This is a genomic window from Paenibacillus dauci, from assembly GCF_000971985.1.
Lineage (GTDB): Bacteria > Bacillota > Bacilli > Paenibacillales > Paenibacillaceae > Saccharibacillus > Saccharibacillus dauci.
In genome coordinates, this window is sequence record NZ_LAQQ01000001.1 from 482,448 (window position 1) to 495,716 (window position 13,269).

Below are 13,269 nucleotides of genomic sequence, written 5' to 3' on the forward strand. Positions count from 1 at the left end.
GCGGAGCATATGCTCCGCCTTTTTTGTATGCTATGTGCAAGGTATACAAACCGTTTATAACTTTCTCAAGTGGATGTATAGAGTACATTATAATAATCTATTCTATCCTCATACTCCATTTTGTTCTTTACCCTAGAATGTATACATGTTCTGTACGATCTAATCCTGTCGTTATAATATCTCGGCAAGACGACTCGTATGCCATTCTTCTTCCAGCATACTCATCTCACATAGATTATAATATTGATTGTTTTGATACAATGCATCACGCATCAAGCCATCCTGCTGAAATCCAATCGATTTATACAAGGATTTGGCCTGCGTATTATAATCCAGTACTCCCAGCGTTATACGATGCATCCCCAGGGTATCAAATCCGATTCTCAGCGCTTCCTGGATCATCTGGCGACCATACCCTTTTCCTCTTGCTTCATGATCTCCTACCAGTACACGGGATAGACGAGCTGAACGATGTTCCCGATCCATACGGGTCAACGCAATATGTCCCACTGCCCGATTGCTGGTGCGGTCGACAGCTGTATAGATCAGTCGATCTGAATGCAGCGGATGATTAGCATCCTGCAGATAAGCATCCAAATCAGCTATGTCCAGCGGATAATGCCACTGCGGACCACTCCACTGCATCAGAAATTCGGCATCCCCTGACCATTGTATCAACTGTTCATAATCATTAGCTGTAAAATACTGCAGCCGAATCTCATGATTACGGGCAGGCGGCAGCTTCTCATACAAATTGGCCAGCTTACCGCTAACGTTATGCGTGCCCATATAGCGAAAATTATGTTGCTGATAAAATCGGTTCAATGGCAGTAGGTCAGCCATGCAATCCAGACGCAGCCCTTTACTTCCCTGACGCTCTGCATACTGCTCCGCCCATTTCAACATCGCAGGTCCAAGTCCAATAGAACGGAAGCGTGAAGATACAGTCAATCGGTGCAAATACACATATTGTTCATCGTTTAGATGCTGCCAGTAATCGGCATCTCCCCTTTGCAGGGTAAACATGCCTGCAGGCTCTCCTGCCACTTCCGCAATATAGACTTCACGCTCTACAAAATAGCTGTGAATCAGCTTTGTTGTAAACTGTTCTCTTCTCCACTGCCCAATCCCTTTTGCTTCCATCCAGTCTGCTGCTTCGATCAGAAAATGTCTAACACGTTCCTGCTCATCCAGCTCTGCTCTGCGAATATGGATAGCTTCTCTGATTGCTGACAGATTCATCATTCCGCCTCCCTGTATTATGTCAAAGGTCCGGATTGCTGCGTATGATCCAGCAACGGGAGATCCACACTGACCGTTGTTCCTTGATCGAGTTCACTTTCGATATGCATTTCGCCCTGGTGCAGCTTGACGATCTGCTGGGTAATAGCCAGTCCCAGTCCAGTTCCTCCCTGATTCGGATTCACCTGGAAAAATCGGTCTTTTACTTTTTCCATAAATTCCGGACTGATTCCGATTCCGGGATCCTTGACTGAAATACGTACCTTATCAGGTGCTATTTCAGTAATCATCAGAGCAATAATAGATCCATCTGGTGAGAATTTGATCGCATTATCAACCAGATTCAGGAAGACCTGTTTTAGGCGGTTGCCATCGGCATAAACAAGAAATGGACGTTCACCCGGCTGCAGGCTCAGACTGATATGTTTTTGCTCGGCTTTGGCCCATACATTCAGCATGGTCTCCTGCAGCAGTTCTTTCATATTGACTTCGCCCATTACCAGCTTCATTTGATTTTGCTGCAGCTTGGAGAAGTCCAACATTTCTTCGACGAGTCCAATCAGACGGTCGGTCTCTTTGGAGATGATACTCATTCCGAGCTTGGTCTCTTCCGGATCGAATCCGCCGGAAACCAGGGTCTCGCTCCAACCTTTGATTCCTGTTAGCGGAGTACGAAGTTCATGAGAAATCGAAGATATGAAATCATCTTTCACCTGATTACTTTGTACAATCTCATCTGCCATATAATTCAGCGTAGACGCCAGGTCACCGATTTCGTGGGGATAATTCCCCTTGATCCTGACATTAAAGTCTCCCTTCGCCATCAGGGTAGACACATTGATAATATTATTGATTGGTTTAACAATCGAATTGGCCAGACCCACACTGACAATCAGTACGATGATCAATATGATAATGCCGATACCTGTAGATACAAGCGTGATGTATAACAGCTTTTGATTGACCAGCTCCAGGGAAGTCACATAACGAACCAGATAGGACTTGTCTCCATTAATCTGAATCATCCGCGTGACTGCCATCACATCTTCACCGGTTCCGGCCTGTTTGCCAATCCAGCGGCCTGTAGAGCCTGTCAATGCCTGTGGAATATCACCGGTCTGAATCGGCTTGTCCAGACGGAACGGCGTAGAGTTCTGGATTACATTCCCTTTGAGATCCAGCACCTGCACTTCGGCTTTGTCCAGTGTATAGGTAGAGATCAGATCCCTGGAATTGGTCGGTGCACTCGTATTATCAAAAGAAGACTGCAAGTAGTTAGAGATCCCATCGTAATAATACGTACGAATAGCGAACAAAAATACCATTTCGACCAGAAGAATCGTCAGAAAGACGACTAGAAAATAATGCAGAACAATCTGCCGGGTCATCCCCTTTTTAATCATTATGACTCCCGGCCTCTCCATTTATAACCATGTCCCCATACTGTCTGCAAAAATTCAGGCTCGGACGGATTGTTTTCGATTTTCTGGCGAAGTCGTCTGATGTTTACATCGACAATTTTGGGGTCACCCATATAGTCTTTGCCCCATACATGATCCAGCAGCAGATCACGGCTTAGTGGCGTATTTTCTTTTTCGAGGAAGAACTGAACCAGTGAGAATTCGGTTGGTGTCAGCTCGATCATTTTGCCGTTTTTCTTGAATTGCTTGGAGATCAGATCCAGAGTAAACGGACCCGATTCAAAAGACACCTTGGTATCCGATTCACGTTGTACATTGACACGGCGCAGCAAAGACTGAATACGTGCGATCAGTTCGGTTGGGCTGAACGGCTTGCTTACATGATCATCTGCTCCGACTGACAATGCATATACTTTATCCTGCTCTTGTACTTTGGCTGTCAGAAAAATAATACCAATTCGTTCATTCTTCTCACGAATCCGGCGGCATACCTCAAATCCATCAATACCCGGCACCATAACATCCAGCAGTGCGATATCGATATCAGGCACGGTCTCCAGCATATGCAGCGCCTGCTCCCCGTTCTCAGTTTCCAGTACTTCAAATCCATTACGTTTCAGGTTAATAATAATAAAACTGCGGATAGACTCTTCGTCTTCCATAATTAGCACTTTGCTCATGCAGCTGTTCCTCCCTGTTTATCCTGCGCTTAATTTTGAATAATATTAATTTTTTCATTTTCCCAGAGTGCTATAACCTGTCCTCTGTTTTCGGCGATGATTTCCCAATCCCCGTTATGATTATTCCATTCATTTTCACTAAAGAACCGGACTTCCGCGACCTTTTCACCGGTATCTTTTAGTACAAATCGAAGATCTTTATCTTTGTTGGATTTGGTATCCAATGTAATCTTTTGCATCCAGTCGCTAGCAATCTTGATCACAAAACGACCATCTTCATCCCGGTACTGCTGACTAACCAGTTTTTCTAAAGTTCCGCCACCAGTCCACTGATAATAATTGGTGAACAAAGGAGTTTCGACAGGTGCAATATTTTCCCAACCTGCGGGGATCTCCACCATGCCAATTTCGAGAATACCATCATTATTAATATCTTCACTGACAATTTGCATGTCTTTCCAGGTCGCCTGACGACTGAGTTGGAATACATCTTCCAACTTGCCATCTCTCATAATAAACAAATGCGAGAATCCGGACTTCCCGAGTGCCTGATCCATAATAATACCATTCTGATCGGGAGCCACCTTGCCGGCTACTACATTATAGGCACTTACAATATTATTGAGATCAATAGAATCTATTTTTTTGAATCCATTGTCGTACCCATAGACCGTAACAGCCACATAATCCGGATTACTGTTCATCGTCATTGTTGTCAGATTATTGATACCGTCCCCATCCATATCAATCGTTTCATAATACGAATAAGGTATATGGTTTTCTTTGGTAAGCTTGCCTTTGTCGTAATCATATACATCGAGTGTCTTTTGTGTATTATCATTGCTGGCCGTATCGTTGGAATAACCGACCAGTAGATTACGTCGCCCATCTCCGGTGACATCTGTAATCTCTACACTCTCCAGCGTAAAACCAGATCCTATGATATCCAGCTGCTTGATCCATGTATCTCCTGACTGCTCGAAGATCATTCCATTAATGCGGCCATTGGTCGTCTGGTAGAACACAATGGTCTCGCTCGTTCCATCCCCATCCAGATCCACGGTCTGAATCCGGCTGGTATTGCCGTTTTTGGGACTTTGAATACTGGCTCCCTCAGGCAGTTCCGCACTGATGACGCTGTTCAATGTCTGCTTGTCCGATGGAAGTTCTGGTGTCTGAATCAATGTCTTTGGATCAGACAGCGGGTTAAAGCTGCAGCCGCTCAGCAAAAATAGCAAGCCGGCTACCGCCAACATCCTGATCCATATCATTCGGTTCATTATTATCACTCTCTTCGTCGGCCTGCTCTATTGCTTGCAGGCCATTTTGGTTATAGCAATCTTCGTTCTGCGCTCGTTAACCTTCTTCCATTAATGTCAAAGGAAATCCGGCCTTCCTGCAGGCCAATAATGCGGGTAGCATAACGTTCAGCCAGCTCCAGCGGAATAACGGCAATAACTGTCAGCCGTTCACTTGTACACAGCGAGCGAAGCGTCTTGATCACTTCTTCGCCAGATTTCGGGTCCAGACCGGTAACTGGTTCGTCTGCCAGCACTACCTTGGCTCCATGGGCGAGTGCACGTGCAATGGCTACACGTTGTCGTTCACCGCCGCTGAGCGTGCCTGCTTTCTGATGCGCTTTATCCAGCAGACCGAGCGTCTCCAGAATATCCATCGCTCCCATATAATCATCAGAACGCACCATACCGGTGAGCATACGCCAGACAGGTGTCTGCCCCGACTGACCGATCAGCACCGTCTTCAGTGCTGTACGTTCCGGATGAAGCTGTGGGCTCTGCTCCAGAAAAGACCACTCTCGGCTAATTTTACGTTTACCGCCGAATCCGGACTTGAGAATATCGGTATCTCCCACTCGAAAGCTTCCTTCCGACCAGGGTTCCCGCATAGCCAGACATTTTAGCAGTGTACTTTTGCCGCTGCCGCTTGGACCGACAAGTGCAATCATTTCGCCATGCTGAATTTCCAGGCTGATATCATCGAGTACTCTGGTTCTATCTTCTCCGACTATTTTTGTCAGATGATCTACATGAATCATAGACATTGCTGCAACCGCCCTTCTGCGCTATTCATCCCAACGTGATCTGCTGGTTTCAGATATTGGATTGCTTCGTACTGCTGATACGTAAATGATGCAGTTGCCAGCTATTAGCAACTCTCTTTCGTATTAGCAACATTATTGCTCATATTGTATAGTTTAGGGGAAAAAGCGGATAAATGCCATCTACGCTTGGATTTTATTTTGCTTTTCACGGAATACAAACCCCATCGCTGCAAAAAGGATATAACAGCCGCCAAGTACCCAGAACAGACTGGACGCAGATCCCATCTCAATTCCCTTACCACCTACAGCAGGGCCGACAATACTACCGAAGTTAAAATGAAAGGACGCCAGCACATTGGCTGCAGGCAAATACATTTTGGGCAGAATGTCTGCTGCATAGGCGAGCCCCAGAGAGAAAAAGGAACCGATCAAACCACCGGCTATAGCGAACAAGGCCGCCATCATCCAAATATTCGTTCCGACTAGCGGGACCAGTACAAACAATAGTCCACCAATACTTCCGGACAGCATCAATATCTTTTTGCGGCCGAATCGATCGCTCAGCATACCCAGCGGCAGCTGCAGGACAAGACCTCCTATGCCGATAAAAGGAAGCAGGAAAGCAATCGCATCTGTGGTCAGACCGATCCGCAGTCCATAAACCGGGAAATTGCTGTTCATTGCCGCTTCCATATAACCGTACAACAGAGCAGGAATCAATGCATACCAGGCCCACCGGTAACTGCGACCAAAACGTCCTTTTTGCGGTTCAGATCCTTCTTCCTTGGCTGGTTTGCCGTCAGGAAGCTTTATCCATACAAGTACAGTGACGATAATAAATACAATTGTCATGATCAGGAATGGAGCCATCATGCCCCAGTCCAGCAGCCGGATACCGAGCGGACCGATACTGAACCCGATTCCGTAGGACATTCCATAAATGGAAAGATTGCGTCCTCTCTTTTCGGCAGGTGCAGCCATCAATACCCATAGTTGTGCCGAATAGTGAATAGCACTGTCTCCAATACCGACCAGCATACGCAGTACAAACCAAAAGGCGATACTTGGATACAGCGGAAACAGCGGCAGGGTAATGACTACCAGCAGTAATCCGCAGAGCATCAGCTTCTTGAATCCAAGTACACCCAGCAGACGCTCTGCCGCAAGTGTCATGGCAAAGGAACCAACATACAAGGCAGCGGCATTCAGTCCATTGACAGTGGATGATACACCCATCTTCTCCAGAAAAATAGCCAGTACCGGCAGCAGCATGCCCTGGCTTAGTCCTGCTGTAATAATTGCAATAATCAGAATCACAAAATGAGATGTCTGGTTCGAATAAATAGATGAACGATTGGATGATGTTGTGTCAGACACGATATTTCCTCCATTTTTATGTATCAGCATTTTACAAAACGCTGTATCTATGCTGTAATTTGGTATAGTAAACAGTATGCAACAAACTGCAATTCCTCTTCTGTTTCATATAATATGACGATGTCTGTTCACTCGGACCACCCGAACATTATAGTGGACAATCCGTACACAGACAAGCCATAATAAGCACAACAGGAAGTTAGGAATCAAGCCTGTTACAGGAATGCATTGATTGATGATTATATTCTGGGAGGTTCTCGTTTCATGAGCTATCAAGTGAAAATAGACGTTTCCCCCATTTATGATCTGCTCGGAAGTTTCATGGTCTATGTCACGAAGAAATGGATACGGGATATCGACCTCGGTACCGAGTGGATTCGGGAAATTGACAATACATTAAGCCATGGAGTACGCCTCGCGATACTGGAAGCTTCCTCCTGGCCGTTCGATGATTATGATGCACTATATGCCTGGGCCAGCTGCCGGCAGCCCGAACGTTCGGTGGAGTATTTTCTTGAGCACCTTGAGCATACTTCAGAAAGTAACATGTGGGATGAGATTCATCCTATCATGCCTTCCTTATCGCTGAATGACAGTATTCGTATTCAGCGGAGCTATGCTCCATTGCTCAAATTGTGGTACGAGCATTATTTCCATCAGATTGAAGGCCAGATTATGCCGCTTATTACAGAAGACGGTGAAGAAAAGATCGGCCTGCTCGATAAAATGGAACCGGAAGCATTGATCGAATATGCTTCCGGCGGTCTGGTTGTCTCTCCGATGCCTGGACTGCACACGGTCATTCTGTTCCCGACCGTGCATAACCGGCCGATTAATACGTACTGCTTTTATGATGGTGTTCTGTTGATCCAGTATCCTGTCGATGTACCGGAAGAAGGCGAGGAAGACCCTCCCAATATGCTTCTGCGCCTGACAAGGGCTCTGTCGGACCCTGAACGTCTTCGTATGCTACGTTATATTGGCGGTGAGCCCCGTTCACTGCAGGAGATGGCACATGATCTACTGCAGCCCCAGGAGACACTGATGCATCATCTGATGATGCTGCGTGTAGCCGGACTGCTGCGTATCCATCTGGGCCGGGAAGATATTGACCGCTTCAGTCTGCGGCAGGATGGAGTATCCGAGCTGCAGTTGTTTTTGGAATCGTATATCCGTATTTAAGGAGTGAACTTCATGAAAGACATTCGGCACCAGCATCTGATCTTCGATATGGATGATACGCTGATTTACTGCAACAAATATTTTAATCTGATCCTTGATGAATTCATCAGCCTGCTGTCCGGCTGGTTTGCAGACGAAGGGTTGCAAATGCAGGACATTCGCCAAAAGCAGATCGAGATTGATGTAGCTGGCGTGCACCAAGTGGGGTTTGCCAGCGAACACTTTCCTCGTTCCCTGGTCGAAACCTATCGCCATTTCAGCGAATTGTACAATCGTCCAATCTCCGAACCGGAAGAGCATCAGCTGCGCATACTCGGCAGTAGCGTCTACGAAAAAGAAGTTGAAGCTTATCCTGGCATGGTCGAGACACTGGAGATGCTTCAACAGGCTGGACATACCCTGTATTTGTACACCGGTGGTGAAAATGCTATCCAACAGCGCAAAATCGATCAGATGAAGCTGACATCATATTTTGATTCCCGTATCTTTATCCGTCAGCATAAAAATGTCACCGCACTGGAAGAGATCATTACTTCTCATCTGCTGCCTCGTCAGGATACCTGGATGATCGGCAACTCCCTGCGTTCGGATGTACAGCCCGCTCTGCAGGCATCACTAAACATGATTTATATCAAGCACGAACTGGAATGGGCTTACGATATCATACAGCTCCAGGCTGGAAGTGAGCAATCGTTCCACACCGTATCCAAATTAACAGAGGTACCTGATGTTATTCATCAGAGCCTGCGCATACATGAGAAAAAACGGACTTCGGGATAATCCCGGGTCCGTTTTTTTGTGGATCATGCGCATTTATTCGCTAGTCTCATCTATTGACCTGCGCGTTATCCCCTTCACGGTCTCTCTGTCTTATCCTACTTACACGGCTTCTTTTTGGGCCGCCTGTCCTTCCTTTCCTCACCCAACTATCAGGCAGATCAGGAATGCACTGCTTCAACCATCAGCTTGCCAGTCTCTTTCTCGGCCAGCTTGATTCTTCCTTTATGCGTTTGATCACCCTTTTTAAAAGACAGCACCTGAGTTTCTCCTTTTTCGAGCAGTGACTTTAACATCGTAACTGAAATGTTTTTGCCAACATATTCTTTCCAGATGACAAATTTGCAGCCTTGCTTGAAATGGGAACAGCCGTATCCTTTGCGACCTTCGATAATGACACCACCACATCCACGGCATGGACAGCTCCCCAGCGCAGCATGTTCCCCAGCGGCTCCCAGCGATACTTTCTTCTCTACAGTCGCAGTTGCTGCAGCTGGAGAAGCTCCCCGGCTGCTACTGCTGCGTGCTGAACTACTCTTGCTCGGACCTGATGCAGCTTTTGTGCGCGCATGTGATGATGAACTGCCAGCACCGGATTTGCCTTTACCTCTGGCACGGCTGTTTTCATCGCCAAATGCTCCCGCCGCCGCTGGCAGCTGTGTGCTTACTTTATCAATAACAGACACAGCGAACTTTTTGACACTTTCCAGAAAGCGATCCGGATCAGCTTCGCCACGGGAAATCTGGTTCAGACGGCGTTCCCACTGCCCCGTCATTTCAGGAGAAGTGAGCAGCTCGACGCCAGCAGAGCGAATCAGTTCGATCGCAGCACGTCCTTTGAGCGTCAGCTCGATCTTTTTGCCGCTAGCAGTAACATATCCCACCTGCTTTAGACGCTCGATGGTGGCTGCACGTGTAGCAGGTGTACCGAGACCCGATTCTTTCATTGCATCCCGAAGCTCTTCGTTCTCGATCTGCTTGCCTGCACTTTCCATTGCTTTGAGCAGTGTACCTTCGGTATATGCTTTGGGTGGCTGTGTCGCTTTTTCCTTTACATCTACTTTGCGGCACAGAACAGGCAGCTTGCTGTCTATAATAAAAGGCTCCTGAACTTCTTCTTCTTGATCCTCTTCCTTTTCCGAGTTTTTGCGAGCAGAAGATTTGTTGCCGCTTTTGGCTTTATCCTTATCAGGAAGTGTTGCTTTCCAGCCGAGAAATAATAATTCTTTAACTGCCGTTTTGAACGTCTCCTGCTCTACAACCGTCATGACTGTATGATGCTTGTACTCTGCCGGTGGATAGAACTGGGCAAGAAAACGACGCACAATCAGATCGTACAGCTGCTGCTCTTCTTTGCTGAGAGTACCCGGCTTTTTAAGAGTCGGCAAAATGGCATGGTGATCTTCCACTTTGCCGGGGTTACAGACAGCCTTGTTATTGACATGTACCCGTTTGCCATCTGCGCCTCCTGCGAGTTCTTCATAAGGCGTATTCTTGAGCATACCCAACACTTTATGCATTCCGTCAATATTCTGCTCGGTTACATAGTTGGAATTGGTACGCGGATAAGTAATTACTTTATGACGCTCGTACAGAGCCTGGGCAATGTCCAGCGTTTTTTTGGCAGAATATCCAAATTTGGCATTGGCATCTCGCTGAAGCAGAGTCAGATCATACAGTTTATACGGATATTCCTTGCTTTCACGAATATCGTACTTGGTAATTTGTCCTTCTTTGCCTTTCACCTTGTCTGCAATAGCTTCGCCTTTGGCCTTGTCGGTGATACGGTCTCCCTGCCATACCCCTTCATACGTTTTATCATGCTGCTTGAAGCTGGCTCTTACTTCATAGAAGGTCTGGGAATCAAAGGCCTCGATTTCCTTTTGCCGATCATAGATCAAGGCCAGTACGGGAGTCTGTACGCGTCCTACTGATAGAAGATTATTATGCTTGGTTGTAAAGGCACGTGAAGCATTCATTCCGATCAACCAATCTGCTTCACTGCGCGCACGTGCTGCCCGCGTCAGATTCTCGAATTCACTGCTGTCCCGCAACTGGTCAAAACCTCTGCGTATACTTTCCGGGGTCAGGTCAGAGATCCATAACCGCTTGACCGGCTGACGCAGCTTGAGCTGACGCTGGATCAGTGCAAAAATATGCTGCCCCTCCCGCCCGGCATCACACGCGTTAACAATACGGTCACAGCGTTTGGCCAAATCGCCAATCACCTTGAGCTGATCTTTGGTGCGCGGGTTCGGTACAATTTTGAATTCATCAGGAATAATCGGTAGATCTCTGAAATTCCATTTTTTATATTTGGGATCATAAGCATCCGGTTCAGCCAATCCAATCAGATGGCCGATCGCCCAGGTGATAATATACTGTTCCCCTTCGAGATGTGTGCGCTGATTCCGTGCTTTTGGTTCAATAACAGCCGCAATATTCCGGCCCATATCAGGCTTCTCGGCAATAACTAGAATTTTCATGCTTTCATTCCTTTCCCGGAATGGACTACCATAAGGTTGGTTGCATTCTTCGATGTGACTTCCAGAGCTGGATATTGAAGACTCTAATTGCTGTATAGCTATCGATTTACCTCATTGCTTCATTCCCAGCTTTTCAAACTTTCGATATTCTCATCTATTGGTATTTCGGCAAAAAAGGAGCTACACTCTGGAGTGCAGCCCCCTTTCTCACGTACCTATTACTCACTTCACATTATAGCATATTGTGTTTTGGAATTCGATGAAAGAATCGGCAGCAACAAGGACACTTCTGCACACTTCCATTAATTACATTTGTAGCATGGAAAAAAGACTACACTGGAGGGTGCAGTCTTTTTTCCATACTATTCAACCATATCGCTTATACGTTTATTCGTAATGGTAAGCTTGCATACACAAAACGGTTATTGTGCATATAACACACTGCCTAACGTCTAACGTCTAACGTCTAACGTCTAACGTCTAACGTCTAACGTCTGCAATTGTAGAGATCCAATTAGATTTAGACAAGTACCGTTGCACCCATCAGATATTTATCCACTTCGCGCGCTGCTTCGCGACCTTCGTTGATCGCCCATACGACCAGACTTTGTCCACGCCGCATATCGCCAGCTGCAAATACTTTGTCTACATTAGTCGTATATTTACCGTAGCGGGCTTTGACGTTGGTCCAGCGATCCGTTTCCAGACCAAGTTGCTGAGCCAGTGTCTGTTCCGGTCCGTCAAATCCGATAGCGATCAGCGCAATCTCTGCCGGGAATATACGCTCGGTTCCTGGAATAGGCTGATAGATTTTGCGTCCGGTCTCATCGACGATACGCTGAATCTGGATCGTATGCAGTTCTTTCAGATTACCATTTTCATCACCGACAAACTTGGTTGTCATGATAGAGAATTCACGAGGATCACTGCCGAAAATAGCTTTCGCTTCTTCCTGCGCATAATCCAGTGTATATACATTCGGGAACTGCGGCCATGGATTCGCGATCGGATCACGTTCCAGTGGAGCTTTGTCATGCGTACCGAACTGGGTGACACTGCGGCAGCCGTGACGTAGTGAAGTTGCTACACAGTCAGATCCGGTATCTCCGCCACCAATGACGATAACATTTTTATCTGTAGAAGAAATGTAATTACCATCTTCCAGATTGCTGTCCAAGTAACTCTTAATAGTGCCGTTCAAATAATCCATTGCGTAAATAACACCATTTAACTGGCTGCCTTCAATATTGAATTCACGCGGTTTGGTTGCACCGCCGCAAAGCACAACTGCGTCATAATCATCTACCAGCTGCTGAGCAGGGATATCCTTGCCGATCTCGGTGCTCGTAATAAATTCAATACCTTCTTGTCGAAGAAGATTCACTCGACGCTCTACAATTTGCTTATCCAGCTTCATGCTCGGAATACCATAAGTGAGAAGTCCACCTACACGATCGGAACGTTCATATACCGTTACCGAATGTCCTGCTTTATTCAGCTGCGCAGCACATGCCAGACCTGCCGGACCGGAGCCAATAACAGCTACACGACGTCCTGTACGTTTTTCTGGTGGTTCGGGAACAACCCAACCCTCTGCAAAGCCGCGTTCAATAATGGATTCTTCAATCGTCTTGATCGTTACCGGCTGACCAATAAGGCCAACTGTACAGGAACCTTCACAAGGAGCCGGGCAGATCCGTCCGGTAAACTCGGGAAAATTATTTGTCTTGTGGAGGCGCTCCAGCGCTTCTTTCCACAGACCACGGTAGACCAGATTGTTCCACTCGGGAATCAAGTTATGAACAGGGCAGCCAAAGGTGGACCCTGCCATATTCATACCTGTATGACAGTACGGTGTTCCGCAGTCCATACATCGTGCACCCTGCGTACGCAGTTCGTCTTCAGACATATGCTTATGGAATTCTTCCCAGTCTTTTACGCGTTCAAGCGGATCGCGATCCGCGGGAATTTGTCTTTTGTATTCCATAAATCCAGTAGGTGTAGACATATTAACAGTTCCCCCATCCGTTCTATACGATGCC

10 protein-coding genes are annotated in these 13,269 nt (G+C 46.7%); 2 read left to right on the forward strand and 8 right to left on the reverse strand.

What is annotated here, in order from left to right; genetic code table 11:
- Positions 1–171: 171 nt before the first annotated feature.
- The 6 genes from WH46_RS24245 to WH46_RS09515 all read right to left on the reverse strand — a co-directional run bounded on the left by WH46_RS24245 (position 172) and on the right by WH46_RS09515 (position 6,875).
- Positions 172–1,245: a GNAT family N-acetyltransferase gene (locus WH46_RS24245; protein ID WP_197088264.1), complete on the reverse strand. Its 1,074-nt coding sequence runs from the start codon at positions 1,243–1,245 to the stop codon at positions 172–174.
- A gap of 14 nt (positions 1,246–1,259) precedes the next feature.
- Entirely contained in the window at positions 1,260–2,645 is a 1,386-nt protein-coding gene (locus WH46_RS09495; RefSeq protein WP_017812418.1) for a HAMP domain-containing sensor histidine kinase, read from the reverse strand.
- Positions 2,645–3,343 (reverse strand): response regulator transcription factor, encoded by a 699-nt coding sequence (locus WH46_RS09500; RefSeq protein WP_017812419.1) that lies wholly within the window; start codon positions 3,341–3,343, stop codon positions 2,645–2,647. The genes WH46_RS09495 and WH46_RS09500 overlap by 1 nt, the downstream gene beginning before the upstream one ends.
- A gap of 29 nt (positions 3,344–3,372) precedes the next feature.
- A complete protein-coding gene (locus tag WH46_RS09505) occupies positions 3,373–4,623 on the reverse strand; it encodes a hypothetical protein (protein ID WP_046226537.1) in 1,251 nt (416 codons plus the stop codon).
- 50 nt (positions 4,624–4,673) lie between these two features.
- Positions 4,674–5,399 carry a phosphonate ABC transporter ATP-binding protein gene (locus WH46_RS09510; RefSeq protein WP_046227185.1) on the reverse strand — a complete coding sequence of 242 codons (726 nt, stop codon included), beginning with the start codon at positions 5,397–5,399 and terminating at the stop codon, positions 4,674–4,676.
- A gap of 186 nt (positions 5,400–5,585) precedes the next feature.
- Positions 5,586–6,875: an MFS transporter gene (locus WH46_RS09515; RefSeq protein ID WP_331458230.1), complete on the reverse strand. Its 1,290-nt coding sequence runs from the start codon at positions 6,873–6,875 to the stop codon at positions 5,586–5,588.
- A 171-nt stretch (positions 6,876–7,046) separates the two neighbouring features.
- Here WH46_RS09515 and WH46_RS09520 point away from each other — a divergent pair, with 171 nt between their 5' ends.
- Complete coding sequence (locus tag WH46_RS09520; RefSeq protein WP_046226538.1) at positions 7,047–7,964, forward strand: ArsR/SmtB family transcription factor; 918 nt, start codon at positions 7,047–7,049, stop codon at positions 7,962–7,964.
- 12 nt (positions 7,965–7,976) lie between these two features.
- Positions 7,977–8,744, forward strand: coding sequence for an HAD family hydrolase (locus tag WH46_RS09525; RefSeq protein WP_046226539.1), 768 nt, complete (start codon positions 7,977–7,979; stop codon positions 8,742–8,744).
- A 158-nt stretch (positions 8,745–8,902) separates the two neighbouring features.
- Here the strand turns inward: WH46_RS09525 and WH46_RS09530 are convergent, their stop codons facing one another.
- Both WH46_RS09530 and WH46_RS09535 read right to left on the reverse strand, forming a co-directional pair.
- A complete protein-coding gene (locus WH46_RS09530) occupies positions 8,903–11,227 on the reverse strand; it encodes a type IA DNA topoisomerase (RefSeq protein ID WP_046226540.1) in 2,325 nt (774 codons plus the stop codon).
- Positions 11,228–11,747: 520 nt separating this feature from the next.
- Positions 11,748–13,235: a glutamate synthase subunit beta gene (locus tag WH46_RS09535; RefSeq protein WP_046226541.1), complete on the reverse strand. Its 1,488-nt coding sequence runs from the start codon at positions 13,233–13,235 to the stop codon at positions 11,748–11,750.
- Positions 13,236–13,269: the final 34 nt, after the last annotated feature.